Source organism: Streptomyces sp. NPDC096013 (assembly GCF_044763565.1).
Taxonomy (GTDB): domain Bacteria; phylum Actinomycetota; class Actinomycetes; order Streptomycetales; family Streptomycetaceae; genus Streptomyces.
In genome coordinates this window covers 165,736-182,323 of sequence record NZ_JBIWGK010000004.1, presented here as the reverse complement: position 1 = coordinate 182,323, position 16,588 = coordinate 165,736, and the positions used below count along the sequence as shown (strand labels likewise).

At 72.2% G+C, this 16,588-nt stretch carries 5 protein-coding genes; all 5 read right to left on the bottom strand.

Annotation, left to right across the window (positions count from 1 at the left end; genetic code table 11):
• Positions 1–37 precede the first annotated feature (37 nt).
• Entirely contained in the window at positions 38–871 is an 834-nt protein-coding gene (locus ACIRB1_RS15545) for a methyltransferase domain-containing protein (RefSeq protein WP_403465898.1), read from the bottom strand.
• Positions 872–953: 82 nt separating this feature from the next.
• Complete coding sequence (ccrA, locus tag ACIRB1_RS15540; protein WP_403465897.1) at positions 954–2,315, bottom strand: crotonyl-CoA carboxylase/reductase; 1,362 nt, start codon at positions 2,313–2,315, stop codon at positions 954–956.
• A gap of 77 nt (positions 2,316–2,392) precedes the next feature.
• Positions 2,393–4,714 carry a type I polyketide synthase gene (locus ACIRB1_RS15535; protein ID WP_403465896.1) on the bottom strand — a complete coding sequence of 774 codons (2,322 nt, stop codon included), beginning with the start codon at positions 4,712–4,714 and terminating at the stop codon, positions 2,393–2,395.
• Positions 4,711–7,875 carry a type I polyketide synthase gene (locus tag ACIRB1_RS15530; RefSeq protein WP_403465895.1) on the bottom strand — a complete coding sequence of 1,055 codons (3,165 nt, stop codon included), beginning with the start codon at positions 7,873–7,875 and terminating at the stop codon, positions 4,711–4,713. The genes ACIRB1_RS15535 and ACIRB1_RS15530 overlap by 4 nt, the downstream gene beginning before the upstream one ends.
• A gap of 83 nt (positions 7,876–7,958) precedes the next feature.
• Positions 7,959–16,511 carry a type I polyketide synthase gene (locus tag ACIRB1_RS15525; RefSeq protein WP_403465894.1) on the bottom strand — a complete coding sequence of 2,851 codons (8,553 nt, stop codon included), beginning with the start codon at positions 16,509–16,511 and terminating at the stop codon, positions 7,959–7,961.
• Positions 16,512–16,588 lie beyond the last annotated feature (77 nt).

The window sequence follows — 16,588 nt, the reverse complement described above, 5'->3', positions numbered from 1 at the left end:
GACGCCGAGTCCGCCCGCGCCCGGTCGGGCGATCAGGTCAGGGACGCACGGCCGCGACCAGTAGACAGCCGAACTCGTCCACGCCCAGCATGTCGGACGGCTGGAAGAGGTCCGGCAGGTTGGTCTGGCCGAGGGCCTCGGGGCGGTCCGTGCCCTCGACCGGCCGCGACAGTTCCTGGAAGGTGCGCTGCTGTGTGTGTTCCGTGATGTCGAGCAGCCCCCGCAGCCGCAGCCCCGAGCGGTGCAGCATCGCCACATATCCGTCGACGTCCGCCAGGGTCACCATGAAGTTGCGGCAGAACTTGTCGATGGACGGGTGCCGCGGGACCTTCCGCGGAGCGCGTTCGAAGACGTCCGTCAGCACGAGCCGGCCGCCGGGGCGCAGCACGCGGGCCACCTCGGTGAGGACCGTCTCGCGGTCGGGCATGTGGATGATGGACTCGAGCGCCATCACGGCGTCGAACGACGCGTCCTCGAAGGGGAGTTGCATCGCGTCGGCACGCTGGAACACGGCACGGTCCGCGCGGCCGGCTTCCTCGGCGAGGCGGTTCGCGGTCTTCACCTGCTCCTCGCTGATGCTGATGCCGGTGAGCCTGGCACCGGTGCTCTCCACGACCCGCAGGCCAGGACCGCCCACCCCGCAGCCGACGTCCAGGACGTGATCCGTCTCGTCGACCAGCAGCCGTTCGATGAGCACATCGGTGAGCCGGTCCACAGCCTCCTCCAGCGAGGCCTTGGAGTCGGGCGTGTCCCAGAAACCGATGTGGATGTTCGGATTGAACGTGCCGTCGCGCAGCGCGGTCAGCGTCAGCCGGTCGTACAGCTTGCCGACGGCTTCCGGTACGGGGAGGGTCTGGGCGGAGTCGGTCATGGCAACGGCCTTTCGGTTCAACGGGTGCGATGGGCTGACGAGTTGTGCGAGTTGTACGAGCTGGAAAGGAGAGTCGGGCGTCTCACGCGACCGGTTCGGGGCGGGCGGCGAAGGACCTCAGCGGGTTGAGGGCGTCCTCGCCGATACGGGTGCGCAGTTCGGGCGCGGTGACACCGAGGCCGCGCTCGGGAGCGAGGCACAGCACGCCGACCTTGCCGATGTGCTGGTTGAGCTGCACCAGGCGGGTCGCCTCGCCGACCTCGGACAGCGGGAACAGGGACGACAACGTCGGTACGACACCGCCCTGTTCGAAGAGACGCGCGCACTCCACCTGTTCCTGGAGGTTGGCGACATGGCTGCCGATGACGCGCTTCAGCCGCATCCACAGATAGCGGTTGTCGAACTGGTGGATGTACCCGGTGCTCGACCCGCACGTGACCACCGTCCCGCCCCGCCGCACGACGAACACCGAGATCCCGAAGGTCGAGCGGCCCACATGTTCGAAGACGATGTCGGGATCCGCCCCCACGGCGGCCCGCACCTGTCGGCCGAGCCGCTTCCCGGCCGCCGCCACCTGCGCGGGATCGCCCCCGGTGTCGTCCCCGATGCCGATCTCCTCACGGTTGACGACCACATCGCACCCCAGCCTGCGGGCGGCCTCCGCCTTCTCCTCCGAGCCGACCACGCCGACGGCGATTCCGCCACCGTTCTTCACCAACTGAGCCGCGTACGCGCCGAGTCCACCGGACGCGCCCCAGATCAGCACGACATCGCCCTGCTTCATCCGGGCACCTCGGTCACTCACCAGCATCCGGTACGCCGTCCCCGCGCACGCCGGGATCGTGGCCGCCTCCTCCCACGTCAAGTGGGCCGGTTTGGGGATGAGTTGGCTCGCCCGTGCCACCGAATAGTGCGCGAGGCCCCCGTAGTTGGTCTCGTACCCCCACGCGAGCTGATGCTCCCCGAGCATGCCGTCGGCCTGGCTGATCGGCTCCTGGTCGTCCACATGGGCGGCGTTGACCATGACATGGTCGCCGATGCGCCAGTGACGGACGCCGGTACCGACCCGCACGACGACACCGGCCGCGTCGGAACCCAGGACGTGGAAGGGCTGGTCGTGCCGGGCCGCCCAGCCGCCCTCGCGGCCGTAGGAGCGCAGGAAGCGGAACGTGGACAGCGGCTCGAACTTCGCCGACCAGACCGTGTTGTAGTTCACCGAGCTGGCCATCACGGCGATCAGCACCTCGTCGGGCGCCAGCTCGGGCACCGGCACCTCACCGACGTGCAGCGTGTGCCGCACATCCTTGTCGGCGTCCTCCGCGCAGTCGGCGAAGAAACCCTCGTCCTCGACACGCAGATGGGCGGCGGTGAAGTGGCTTGGCAGCGGCGTGCGTTCGAGCACGTCGGGCGACGCCCCGGACAGCACCGCATCGGACAACGACATCTCATCTCACCTCTGTTCGGGGACTGCGGGAAGGGACACAGCGGGTCGCCGTACGCACGGCCACCGGTCCGTCGTCGTCATGCGAAGGACCAGTGGTGGTCCTGCCGGAACGCGTACGTCGGCAGCGGCACGCGGCGCGCGCCCAGCCCGGCGTACACCCCGGCCCAGTCGAGCCTGACGCCCGCCACGAACACCTCACCCAACTGCCGTACGAAGGAGGCGGGTTCACCGTCGGCCGCAGGGATCGCGGGCAGGCGGATCAGGCCGGTCGTCGAGGGGGTCGGCGGGGTCTCCGCCTCTGGACCGCGACCGGCGTCGAGCCCGTCGAGCGCCGTCTCCCAGCTGCAGGTTCTCCTCAGATACGCGGCGGCCCACAGACCCGGTCCGCTCTCACCGACGTACACCGCGGGACGCACCCCGCACATCCGCCACAGCCGGGCAAGGACCACGGAGAACCCGAACGACACGACAGAGGACGGGACTTCAGTGCTCGCGGGTACATCCCCGCCGCCGAGCCGATCGGCGAGCGACCCCGACAGATACGGGCGCAACGCCTCGTCGACCTCCGCGACCGCCTTCGCGAACACCGGCCATTCCCAGGGGAGTCGAGCCCGGGAAGGCAGGTCGCCGGGAAGTCCCGAGCAGAACAGCACCGTCTTCGCCGTACGCGCACGCCCCGACACGAGACCGGGTCCTACCTGCCCGCCGTCCGCCAACGCGCGTAGCCCCGAACGGAGTTGCTCGCGATCGGCACCGAACACGGCCGCACGGTGCGGGAAGGCACTCCGCGTTACCGCCAAGGAGTACGCGATGTCCAGGTCGGTCTCCGGTTGCTCCTCCACATGGAGCAGCAGCTTGCGGGCCTGTCCCCGCAACGCCGCCGGGTCCTTCGCGGAGAGAATCCAGGGCACCGCGGGCGACGCCCGATCGGGCGACACGGAGGACCGTGACCAGGCCGGACGCGCGGGCTGTTCCAGGATCACGTGTCCGTTCGTCCCGCCCGCGCCGAGCGCGGTCACCGCCGCGCGCCTGGGCCGGTCGGACTCGGGCCACGGCACCCCCGCCGGCACCGCGCGCAAGGTCCCCCGCGAACGCTCCACCGTCTCCAGCGGGGGTTCGCAGTTGAGGGTGGCGGGCACGGTGCCATGGGCGAGGGCGAGTACCGACTTCATGACGCCGGCCATGCCCGAAGCCGACTGGGTGTGCCCGAAGTTGGACTTCACCGAACCGAAGAGAAGGGGGCGGTCGGCGTCCCGTTCGCGGCCGTAGACGCGGAGCATCGCCTCGGCCTCCATCACGTCCCCGAGCGGCGTGCCGGTGCCGTGCGCCTCGACGAAGTCCACGTCCGCGGCCGTGAGCCGTGCGTCGGCCAACGCCCGTTCCATCACCCGCTGTTGACCGGGCCCGTTGGGTACCGCGAGGCCGTTGCTGGTGCCGTTCTGGCCGACCGCGGAACCGCGCACGACCGCGAGCACGGGATGTCCGTGGCGCTCGGCGTCGGAGAGCCGTTCCAGGAGGAGGACCCCGACCCCCTCGGCCCAGTTCCCGCCGTCGGCCTTCGCGGAGAACGGTTTCGTACGGCCGTCCCGGGCCAGGGCGCTGAGCCGGCTGTGCTCCAGGAACACATCCGGTACGGCGATCACGGTGACGCCGGCCGCCAGGGTGAGCGAGCACTCGCCGGTGAGGAGGGCCTGCCGGGCCAGGTGCAGTGCGGACAGGGACGACGAGCAGGCGGTGTCCAGGGTCAGCGCCGGGCCGTGCAGTCCGAGGAAGTAGGAGATACGGCCGGACGCGGCGCTGGGCAGTGTCCCCACGGCCAGATAGTCCGTGCCCTCCTCGGGGCGCTCCCGGCCGGCATCGGTTCCGGCGTAGCCCTGCGGGGTCAGGCCCACGAACACGCCTGTCGCGGAACCGCCGAGCGACAACGGATCGATGCCCGCGCTCTCCACGGCCTCCCACGCCGTCTGTAGGAGCAGGCGCTGCTGTGGGTCCGTACCGGCGGATTCGTCCAGCGTGTAGCCGAAGAACCCGGCGTCGAAGGCGCTCGCGTCCGTGAGGAATCCGCCCTCCCGCACACAGCACCGGCCCGGCACCCCGGGCTCCGGGTCGTAGAGTCCGTCGACATCCCAGCCGCGGTCGGTGGGGAACGGCGTCAGACAGTCCCGCCCCTCCACGAGCGCCTGCCACAGTGCGCCCGGCGTGTCGATACCGCCGGGCCAACGGCACCCCATGCCGATCACGGCGACCGCGTCCCGCCCGCTCGCGGTCGCACCCCCGTTCTCCAACTCGGCCACCCGGTCGGTGAGTTCGCGCACTCGCCGACGCTCCTCCTGGAGACCGACGGTCGCCTTGCGCAGATATTCGCGGAGCTTGACCTCGCTCTGCGCGGCCTCGGTCATGACGACTCCTCGGAGCTGTCGTTGTCGATGAGCGCGAACAACTCGTCGTCGGTCGCGTCGTCCAGCCCCGTCCCGTCGTCGGCGAGCGCCGTCCCGAACTGTTCCTGGTGTACGTCGGTCAGGTGCTCCGCGAGCAGCTGCGGGGTCGGGTAGTCGAACGCCACGCTGACCGGCAGGGCGAGTTCGAGCGCCGCCACCAGCCGTTTGCGCAGCGTGACGGCCGTCAGCGACTCGAAGCCCAGCTCCTGGAACGGCCGGTCGACGAGGATCGGCTCCACGGAGTCGTGCCCGAGCGCGACCGCCGCATGCGTACGGACGAGGTCGAGCATCTCGTCGGCCACCTCCGCACGCGAGAGTCCGGCCAGCCGTTCCCGGAGCTCCGCGACGGGGTCGTGCGGGGGAGGCTCCGGGGAGGGGGCCGGGCCGCCGCTGGAGCGCAGCGGAGCCGGGCTCGACTCCAGCCAGTAGTGGTGGTGTTGGAAGGGGTACGTCGGGAGGGGAATCGTGCGGCCCGAGGTCGTCCAGGTGGGGGTGGTGCCGGTGGCGTGGGCGTGGGCGAGCGCGGTGGTGAAGTGCGCTGGGGCGCTGCGGCGGAGCGTGTGAAGTGCGTTGAGGGACACGCCGGTTGCCTCTGCCGTCTCTTCGATGGCAGGAGTGAGGACGGGGTGCGGGCTCGCTTCGATGGTGGTGTGGTGACCGGTGGCCGTGAGGTGCGACAGCGCCTGGTGGAAGCGGACCGGACGGCGGAGGTTGGCGAACCAGTAGTCGGCGTCGAGTTCGGGGCCTTGGACCGGTTCGCCGGTGACGGTGGAGATCATCGGGATGGCGGCGGGCTGCGGGGTGATCCCGGCGAGCGTGGTGGTGATGTGGTCGTGGTGGGTGTCGACTTGGGGTGAGTGGGAGGCGTAGTCGACGTTGACTCGTCGTACGCGTACGCCCAAGGCGGCCCAGTCGGTGGCGAGTTGGTCCAGTGCTTCGGGTGTGCCGCTGATGACTGTTGTGGTGGGGGAGTTGTGGGCAGCGATGGTGATCTGGTTGCCCGTGTGTTCTGTGACCCAGTGGGCGCTTGCGCTGACGGTGGCCATGCCGCCGTGGCCGGAGAGGTGGCGCATGGCGGTGGAGCGGACCGTGACGATGTGGGCTGCGTCGGCGAGGGAGAGGATGCCGGCGATGTGTGCGGCGGCGATCTCGCCTTGTGAGTGGCCGATGACGGCGGCGGGTTGGATGCCGTTGGCCATCCAGAGGCGGGCGAGGCTGGTCATCATCGCGAAGAGGGCGGGTTGGACCATGTCCACCCGCTCCAACCAGGTCTCGTCTTCTCCGGTGAGTGTGTCGATGAGGGACCAGCCGGTGAGCGGGTCGAGGGCGGTGGCACACGCCTCCAGGGCCTCGCGGAAGGCCGGGCTGCTCGCGTACAGACCGTGCGCCATGCCCGCCCACTGCGAACCCTGTCCGGGAAACACGAACACCGGGCCCCTGCGCGCCGGTGTGACCGGTCCGGCGCTCGTGACGACATGGGGTGCCGGGCGTCCCTCGGCGAGTGCCCGGAGTCCGCTGATCGCTCCATCGCGGTCGAGCGCGACGACGACAGCGCGGTGCGGCAGGAGCGCCCGTGTGGTGGCCAATGCGTGGGCCATGTCGGTGAGGTGAAGGCCGGGATCGGCGTCCAGATGGTCCGCGAGCCGCTTCCCGTATGCGGCCAGTGCCGCGGCGCTGCCCGCCGACACCACCAACGGCACCTCGCCCGCGCGTGGTTGGGGTGCCTCGTCCACGGCGGGGGAGTCCGGTTGCTCCAGGATCACGTGGGCGTTCGTACCGCTGATGCCGAAGGACGAGACCCCGGCGCGTCGGGGGCGGTCGGTGTCGGGCCAGGGGTGGGCCTTGTCGAGGAGGCGTATGTTGCCCTCGCTCCAGTCGACTTGGGTCGTGGGTTGGGAGAGGTTGAGACTGCGGGGGAGGACGCCCTCGCGCATCGCCCAGATCATTTTGATGATGCCCGCCATCCCTGCGGCAGCCTGCGTGTGACCGATGTTGGTCTTCACCGAGCCGAGCCATAACGGGCGTTCCACCGCGCGCTCTTGGCCGTAGGTGGCCAGGAGCGCCTGGGCCTCGATGGGGTCTCCCAGACGGGTGCCGGTGCCATGGGCCTCGACGATGTCCACGTCGGCTGCGGTGAGGCCCGCGTTCTCCAAGGCCTGTCGGATCAGGCGGGCTTGGGAGCGACCGTTGGGTGCGGTGAGGCCGTTGGAGGCGCCGTCCTGGTTGATGGCTGAGCCCCGGACGACGGCCAGGACGGGGTGTCCGTGGCGGCGCGCGTCGGAGAGGCGCTCGACCAGCAGCGTCCCCACGCCCTCGCTCCACGAGGAGCCGTCCGCCGCGTCGTCGAAGGCCTTGATACGGGCGTCGGGTGCCAGGCCGCGCTGCCGGGAGAACTCGATGAACGACTCCACAGTCGACATCACGGTCGTGCCGCCCGCCACGGCGAGGTCGCATTCGCCGTTGCGGAGCGACTGCATGGCGAGGTGCAGAGAGACGAGGGAGGACGAGCAGGCGGTGTCGATCGTCAGTGCCGGTCCTTCCAGGCCGTAGACGTACGCCAGTCGCCCGGACGCGATGCTGCCCGCGCTGCCCGCGCCGATCATGCCCTCGAAGCCTTCGGGCGCCGGGGTGAGCCGGGTTCCGTGGTCGTGGGAGAGGACGCCGATGAACACGCCCGTCCTGCTGCCGCCCAGGCCGTGCGGGTCCAGGCCCGCGCGTTCGAACGTCTCCCAGGTGACCTCCAGGAGCAGCCGCTGCTGCGGGTCCATGGAGAGCGCCTCGCGCGGCGGGATGCCGAACAGGCCCGCGTCGAACCCGCCGGCGTCCTGGAGGAAGCCGCCCTCCTTGACGTACATCTTGCCGACGCTGTCGGGGTCCGGGTCGTACAGCTCGTCGATGTCCCAGCCGCGGTCGGCGGGCATCGCCGAGATCAGGTCGCGCTCCTCTACGACCGCCCGCCACAGGTCCTCGGGCGAGTCGATGCCGCCGGGGAAGCGGCACGCCGCCGACACGATCGCGATCGGCTCCTGGCGGCCGGACTCCAGCTCCAGGAGCCGGGCGCGGGCGCGGTGCAGATCGGCCGTCACCCGCTTCAAGTACTCGATGACCCGCGTGTCCTCCACGGAACGCTTCCTTTCCGCTCGCTGATGCGTCTGCTGTCCACCGGTTCGGCGGCCGGAGTTCGGTGCCCCGGCCGCCGGTGGCCTCAGAAGCTGCCCATGTCGTCGATGAAGTCGAGGAGTTGGTCGACCGACGCCTCCTCAAGGCCGAGTCCGTCGTCGGCACCTCCCGGCACCGGCGCGTCCGGACTCTCGTCGGCCGCACGCCACTTGGCGACCAGCGAGTGCAGCCGCATCGTGACCCGTGCGCGCAGCGCCGGATCGGCGGAGTCGGCGCCCAGCAGGGCGAGTTCGAGCCGGTCGAGGTCGGTGAGGATCGGCGGGGTGACCTCCACCGGGGTGGCGAACAGCTTCGCGTCGAGGAGTTCGGCGATGGCCCGGGGTGTCGGATGATCGAAGGCGAGGGTGGCGGGGAGCTTGACGCCGCTGAGTGCGGTCAGCCGGTTGCGCAGATCCACCGCGGTGAGGGAGTCGAGCCCCAACTCCTTGAAGGCGCGCCCGTCGTCCACCGCGTCTGCCGAACCGTGGCCCAGGACGAGCGCCACCGTCGCACGCACCGTGTCGAGGAGCGCGGCCGTGCGCTCGGCCGCTCCGAGCGTGCCGAGCCGCTCGCGCAGACCGGACTGCTCGGCCGCCCCGGCGCTACGGCGGGCCGCCCGGACCAGGCCTCGCAGCAGCGGAGGCAGCGTGCCGTCCGCCGCCTGTGCGCGCAGCGTGGGGAAGTCGAAGCGCGCGGCCACGAGGTGGGCGTCGGTGCCGGCCAACGCCGCGTCCAGCAGGGCCATTCCCTGCTCGGCCGACAGACTCCGGGTGCCGGACCGGGCCATCCGGCGGGCCAGGTCCTGTTCGCTGAGTCCGGCCCCCATCTCGGACCGGTCCTGCCACAGCCCCCAGGACACGGACAGCGCCGGCAGCCCCGCGCCCCGGCGATGCGCGGCGAGCGCGTCCAGGAACGCGTTGGCCGCACCGTAGTTGCCCTGCCCGGCGCCGCCGAAGGTACCGGCCATGGACGAGTACAGGACGAACGCGGCCAGGTCGAGATCCCGGGTGAGCCGGTGCAACTCCCAGGCGGCGTCGGCCTTCGGCCCCATCGCGGTGGCGAAGTGGCCCGGCGTGAGCGATCCGATCGCGCCGTCGGCGAGGACACCGGCGAGATGGAACACCCCGGTGAGCGGGTGCTGTTGGGGGATGTCTCCGAGGAGACGGGCGAGGGCGGCCGGGTCCGCCACGTCGCACGCGGCGACGGTGACGGTCGCGCCGGCCTCGGCGAGCTCGGCGCGCAGTGCCGCCGCTCCCGGCGCGTCGGCGCCCCGGCGGCCGGTCAACAGCAGGTGCCGTACGCCGTGTTGGGCGACGAGGTGACGGGCGAGGATGGCGCCGAGGGTGCCCGTGCCGCCCGTGATCAGCACCGTTCCCTCGGGGTCGAGAGGACGCGCCGGACGGTCCGCGGCGGGAGTCCGGGCGAGCCGTGGGGTACGCAACACTCCGTCCCGTACGGCGAGTTGGGACTCGGTGGAGCTGAGGGCCGCGCCGATGAGGACCGCCGGGACCTCGGCGGTGTCGCTGTCGAGCAGCAGGAAACGGTCGGGCTGCTCCTGCTGGGCCGAGCGGACCAGCCCCCACAGCGGGGCGTGCGCGAGATCGGTGAGCGGGGCGTCGGCGGACGTCGCCACGGCGTCCCGGGTGAGGAACACCAGGCGGGAGTCCTCCCAGCGGTCGTCCTCCAGCCAGGACTGGCACAACTCCAGGGCGTCTGCGAGGACGTGCCGGTCACCGGGCGCCCCACCGGCACCGGCCACCACGACCGCCTCCGGCACCGGCGCACCCGCGTCCACCGCGTCGGCCAGTGCCACGAGATCGGTGTAGCGGCGACGGGCGTCGACCTCGGCGGGCCACACCGCCTCGCACCGTTCGCCGAGCACCACCCAGCGGGCCGGACCCGATGTCTCGGCCGAGGGCAGGGGCGTCCAGTCGACCCGGAACAGGGAGTTCTCCGTCCCGGTGCGCGCGGCGGACAGATCGGCGGGCGACAGGGGGCGTACGGCGACGGACTCGGCCGTGAGCACTGGCTGCCCGGCGCCGTCGTAGAGGTGGAACGCGAAGGCCCCGTCCCCGAGTTGTCGCACCCGTACCCGGAGTGCCGTGGCTCCCTGGGCGTGTAGGGTCACGCCGCTCCAGGAGAAGGCGAGTTGGCCGCTCTCCGCCAGCCTGTCGAGGACCACCACGTGCAGGGCGGCGTCCAGGAGCGCCGGATGCACTCCGTACGACGCGGCGTCCTTCCGTTCGGACTCCGGGAGTCGGACCTCCGCGAAGAGTTCGTCGCCGCGCCGCCAGGCCGTGTTCAGGCCGCGGAACGCGGGTCCGTACGCGATGCCGGCGGACGCGATCCGCTCGTACGCGTCCTCGGTCGGCAGGGTCACCGCGTCGCGGGGCGGCCAGTCGGCGAGGGGTTCCGGGTCGGCGCCCACGGGGGCCAGGACGCCCTCCGCGTGCTGCACCCAGGCGCCGTCCTCGCCCTCGCTCTCCGGGCGGGCGTGGATGCGCACCGCCCGCCGTCCCGCGCCGTCCGGCGCGTCGGCCGCGACCTGCACGACGACCCCGCCGGTGGCGGGCACCAGCAGCGGCGCCTGCAAGGTGAGGTCTTCCACCGTCGCGCAGCCCACCGCGTCACCCGCGCGCACCGCCAGCTCCACGAAGGCCGCGCCCGGCAGGATCGCCACCCCGGCCACCGCGTGATCGCCCAGCCAGCCCAGCGACCTATGGGACAGCCGGCCCGTCAACAGGGCGCCACCGTCGGCGAGTTCGACCCGCATGTCGGTGACTGGATGCCCGGTGCCCAGTACCCCGGCGCCCACCGGCCCGGTGACCGGCTCCAGCCAGTAGCGCTCGCGCTGGAAGGCGTACGTCGGCAGCTCCACGCGGCGCGCTCCGACCCCGTCGAAGACGGCGGCGGTCCAGTCGACGGCGATGCCGTGCACCCAGGCCTCGGCCAGCGCACGCGCGGTGCGTTCGGGGCCGCCGTCGTCGCGACGCAGGGTGCCCAGGGCGGCGACCCTCGTGTCCTGGCTGTCGGCGATGTCCGCGACGCCGCTCAGGAGCAGCGGGTGCGGGCTCATCTCCAGGAAGACGCGGTGTCCCCGGTCCAGGAGATGACGTACAGCCGCCTCGAACTGCACGGGTTCACGGGCGTTGCGGTACCAGTAGTCGGCGGACATCCGCCCGGTGTCGAGGAGTTGGCCGGTGACCGTCGAGCACAACGGGACGGTGCCGGTGCGGGGCGTCAACTCCGCGAGCGCGTCCAGCAGTTGTTCGCGCAGCCGCTCCATCTGCGGTGCGTGCCCCGGGGCCACGGCTCCCCGCACCCGGCGCACCTGCGCGCCCTCCGCCTCGGCCACCGCGAGGAACTCCTCCAGCGCCGTGACCTCACCGGTGACGACCACCGACTCCGGTCCGTTGATCACGCCGACGCTCAACTCCCGCGACCAGGGCCCGAGTCGCTCGGCCACCCACGCCCGCGACTTGGACACACCGGCCATCGCGCCGAGGCCCACGACGTCCACGATCAGCCGGCTGCGCAGCGCCACGACCCGGGCCGCGTCCTCCAGGGACAGCGCGCCCGCGATGTACGCGGCGGCGATCTCACCCTGCGAGTGGCCCACCACGGCGGCGGGCCGCACACCGGCTGCCTGCCAGGTACGGGCCAGGGCCACCATCACGGAGAACAACACCGGCTGCACGACGTCGAGTCGCTCCAGGGAAGGAGCCCCGGGGGTACCCGCCATCGCGTCCGCCACCGACCAGCCGACCAGGTCGGCGAAGACCCGCTCGCAGTCGGCGAACGTGTCCCGGAACACCTCCGACCTGCGCAGCAACTCCGAGGCCATGCCGATCCATTGAGAACCCTGGCCGGGGAACACGAACACGGCATGCTCCCCGGTCGGGGCCCCGGTGATCACCCGCGGTGTCTCCTCGCCCGCGGCCAGGGCATCCAGTGCGGCGAGCGCGTCGTCATGGCCCTCGGCGAGGACCACGGCACGGTGGGCGAGGACCGCGCGGTGGTTCGCGAGGGACCAGGCGAGGTCGGTCAACTCCGGTGCCGGGGCGTCCGGTTCCCGCAGATGCGCCGCCAGCCGCGCCGCCTGGCCGCGCAGCGCCTCCGGCGTGTGCGCCGACAGCAGCAAAGGCGTCACCGGCAGCGGGAGACGCGGCTCGGTGAACTCGGGCTCCGGCGGGGCCTGTTCGAGGATCACGTGGGCGTTGGTGCCACTCGCGCCGAACGCCGACACACCCGCCCGGCGCGGCCGGTCCGTCTCCGGCCACACCTCGCTCCCGGTGAGCAGCTTCACCGCCCCGAGCGACCAGTCGATCCGCGTCGACGGCCGGTCCACGTGCAGCGTTCGGGGCAACACCCCGTGCCGCAGCGCCATCACGGTCTTGATGACACCGGCGACACCCGCCGCGCCCTGCGCGTGCCCGATGTTCGACTTGATGGAACCCAGCCACAGCGGCCGGTCCTCGGGCCGGTCCCTGCCGTACGTCGCCATCACCGCGTGCGCCTCGATGGGGTCGCCGAGCCGGGTACCGGTGCCGTGCGCCTCGACCGCGTCCACATCGGCCGGGGCGAGGCCGGCGTTGTCCAACGCCGCCCGGATGACGCGCTGTTGGGCGCTGCCGTTCGGCGCGGTCAGACCGTTCGAGGCACCGTCCTGGTTGATGGCCGTACCCCGGACGACCGCGAGGACACGGTGTCCGGCGCGCTCGGCGTCGGACAGCCGCTCCACCAGCAGCATGCCCACACCCTCGGACCACATCGTGCCGTCGGCCGCCTCCGCGAACGACTTGCTGCGCGCGTCCGGCGCCATCAGCCCCTGCCCGGAGAAGCCCACGAACGCACCCGGCGTCGACATCACCGTCGCCGCCCCCGCGAGCGCGAGGTCGCACTCACCGGACCGCAGCGCGTGCACCGCCTGATGCAGCGCGACCAACGCCGACGAGCACGCCGTGTCCACGGTGACCGCGGGACCCTCGAAGCCGAAGGTGTACGAGATCCGCCCGGTGGCGATCGAACCGCCGATGCCGGTGGCGAAGTACGGCACCAGGTCGTCGGGCATCCGCTCAGGGCCCAGCAGGTAGTCGTGCCCCACCAGCCCCGCGAACACCCCGGTACGGCTGCCTCGCAGCGTGCCCGGATCGAGCCCGGCCTGCTCCATCGCCTCCCAGCCGGTCTCCAGCAGCAGCCGGTGCTGCGGGTCCATCGCCAGCGCCTCACGCGGTGAGATGCCGAAGAACGCGGGGTCGAACTCACCGGCGTCGTAGAGGAATCCGCTCTCCCTGGCCTCCGTCGAGGTGCCCGGGGCGCCGTCGGGAGTGAACAACTCCTCAAGATTCCAGCCCCGGTTGTCCGGGAAGCCCCCGAGGACATCGCGTTCCTCGGCGACGAGCCGCCACAGGTCCTCGGGTCCGGTCACTCCGCCCGGGAACCGGCAGCCCATGCCGATGATCGCGATCGGCTCGTCCGGCCGGTGCCGTGCCGGCCCGGCGTCCGGCCGCTCCACCGCACCCCGCCGTTCCTGGTCGAGATGGGCGGCGAGTGCCTGGGGGGAGGGGTGGTCGAAGACGGCCGACGCGGGTACCGACAGGCCGGTCGCCGCGCGCAGTTCGGCGCACAGCTCGACCGCGCCGACCGAGGTCACCCCCAGTTCGGAGAAGGGCCGGGTCGCCGCCACGGCGTCCTTCGAGTCATGCCCGAGCACGGCGGCTGCCGCCGCCCGCACCAGCTCCAGCATCTCCAACTCGCCGTGCACGAGGTCGGGTTCAGGAAGCGCCGCTTCCTCGCCGATAGCCGCGGAGGCGTCGAACGTACGGCCCACCGTGATCCAGTACCTGCGGTGGTCGAACGCGTAGGTCGGCAGTTCCGCGCGCCCGGCCCCCGTACCGTCGAAGACCCGGTCCCAGTCGACGTCCGCACCGGCGGCGTACGCCTGGCCGACACCCGACAGGACGGACCGCACCTCGGGGCGGTCCTTGCGCAGCGTCGAGGCGAGCACCGCCGCGGACCGGTCGAGCAGGCAGTCCGCCGCCATCGAGGTGAGCACCCCGTCGGGTCCCAACTCCAGGTAGACACGCGCCCCTTCGGCCTCGGCGGTACGGATCGCGTCCAGGAAACGGACCGGCTCCCGCAGATGCCGCACCCAGTACTCCGGGTCCGTCATCTCGCCGGGACCGACGAGTGCCCCGGTGAGGGCGGAGACCAGCGGGACGCGCGGCTCGTGGAACGTCACCCCGGCGGCGATCCGACGAAACTCCGCCATCGCCGGCTCCATCAGGACCGAGTGGAAGGCGTGGCTGACCTGGAGTTCCTTGGTCTTGTGCCCCCGGTCCGCCAACGTCCGCGCCACCGCGGCCGTAGCCTCCGCCGCACCGGACAGGACGATCGAGGTGGGTCCGTTGACGGCGGCCACTCCCACCTGATCACTCACCTCGGCGAGCAGCGGGACGACATCCTCCTCGGCGGCCCGCACGGAGATCATCACTCCGCCTGCCGGAAGCGCCTGCATGACCCGGCCGCGCGCGGCGACCAGCGCGCAGGCGTCGGGGAGCGACAGGACCCCGGCGATGTGCGCGGCGGTCAACTCCCCGATGGAGTGCCCGATCAGCCGGTCCGGGACCAGCCCCCAGGACTCGACCAGCCGGAAGAGCGCGGTCTCCACGGCGAACAACGCGGGCTGTGTGCAGGCGGTTCGGTCGAGCAGCGCCGACTCGGCGGTACCCGGCGTCGCGAACACCACCTCTTTCAGGGGCCGTTCGAGCAGCGGGTCCAGATGCTCGCACACCGCGTCGAAAGCCGCGGCGAACACGGGGAAGGCATCATGCAACTCGTGTGCCATTCCGGCTCGTTGAGCACCTTGCCCGGCGAACAGGAAGGTGGGGGAGGGACGTTCGAGGGCTTCGGCCCGCACCACACCGCTGCCCGGCGCGCCGGTCGCGACGGCGTTCAGGGCGGTGAGCAGTTCCTCACGGTCGGCCGCGACGACCACCGCGCGGTGCGGCATCCGTGCCCGCGTGGCGGCCGTGGACCAGGCCAGGTCGGCGAGTCGGGCGTCCGGCCGCTCGGTGACATGCGCGGCCAGTCGCGCCGCCTGCCCTCGCAGAGCCGCCGTACTCCGCGCGGACAGCAGCCAGGGCAGAGGGGCGGATGACGGTGAGGCGGCGGCCCCGACGGGGGTCGGTTCGGCCTCCTCCAGGACGATGTGGGCGTTGGTGCCGCTGATGCCGAAGGACGAGACCGCCGCCCGGCGCGGCCGGTGCGTCTCGGGCCAGGGCTGTTCGGCGTGCAGGAGCCGGATGCCCGCCGTGGCCCAGTCGACGTGCGGGGTCGGCGGCTCGGCGTGCAGGGTGCGCGGCAGCACACCGTGCCGCAGGGCGAGCACCGACTTGATGACACCGGCGACCCCCGCCGCTGCCTGCGTGTGCCCGAGGTTCGACTTCACGGAACCCAGCCACAGCGGCCGCTCGGCGGGCCGGTCCTTGCCGTACGTCGTCAGCAGCGCGTCGACCTCGATGGGATCCCCGAGCCGCGTCCCCGTGCCATGCGCCTCCACGGCGTCCACGGCGTCCGGCGTGAGACCGGCGTCGGCGAGGGCCTGCCGGATGACGCGCTGCTGGGCGGGGCCGCTGGGCGCGGTCAGTCCGTTGGAGGCGCCGTCCTGGTTGACGGCGGTGCCCCGGACGACGGCGAGAATCCGGTGGCCGTTGCGCCGGGCGTCGGAGAGCCGTTCCAGCAGGAGCATGCCGACGCCCTCGGACACGGAGGTCCCGTCGGCGCGGTCGGAGAACGTCTTGCAGCGGCCGTCCGCCGCCAGACCGCGCTGCCGGGAGAACTCCACCAGCGTCCACGGGCTGGACATGACGGTCGCGCCGCCCGCGAGCGCCAGATCGCACTCGCCGCCGCGCAGCGCCCGTACCGCCTGGTGCAGCGCCACCAGCGAAGCCGAGCACGCCGTGTCCACGGTGACCGCCGGCCCCTCCAGGCCCAGCGTGAACGCGAGGCGCCCCGACAGCACGCTCTGCGTGGAACCCGTACCGAGGTAGCCGCCGAGATCGGCGACCCCGTCCATCATCGGCGCGATGTAGTCCTGGCCGTTGGTGCCCACGAACACACCGGTGTCGCTGCCGCGCAGTCCGGTGGGGTCGATCGCCGCGTCCTCCAGCGTCTCCCACGCCACTTCGAGGAGCAGCCGCTGCTGCGGGTCCATGGCCAGGGCCTCGCGCGGCGAGATCCCGAAGAACCCGGCGTCGAAGTCGCCCGCCGAATCCAGGAACCCGCCCTCCCGCACGTACGCCGTCCCGGACGCCGCCGGATCGGGGTCGTACAGGGCGTCCAGGTCCCAGCCCCGGTCGGTGGGCAGCGGGCCGATCGCGTCCGTGCCGGAGGAGAGCAGCCGCCACAGGTCCTCGGGCGAGGCGACGCCCCCGGGGAAGCGGCACGCCATGCCGACGATCGCCACCGGCTCGGACCTGCGGGCCCGCAGTTCCGCCAAGTCCCGCTTGGTCTCGTCGAGTTCGCGCGCCATCCACTTGAGGGTCTCGACGACCTTGTCCCCACCGGTCGGCCCGCTCTGGCCGCTGTTGCTCGTCACTGCAAACATCTCCTGAGGTGCTGTGCTTCGGGACGGCGTTCCCCTGGAGCGCCTGGACTGCTCGGGTCTCCGGCCGG

What these genes read in the sequence shown, in the direction of transcription:
- ACIRB1_RS15545 (WP_403465898.1), bottom strand. Translation starts at nt 871, where the DNA reads ATGACCGACTCCGCCCAGACCCTCCCCGTACCGGAAGCCGTCGGCAAG.
- ccrA (WP_403465897.1), bottom strand. Translation starts at nt 2,315, where the DNA reads ATGTCGTTGTCCGATGCGGTGCTGTCCGGGGCGTCGCCCGACGTGCTC.
- ACIRB1_RS15535 (WP_403465896.1), bottom strand. Translation starts at nt 4,714, where the DNA reads ATGACCGAGGCCGCGCAGAGCGAGGTCAAGCTCCGCGAATATCTGCGC.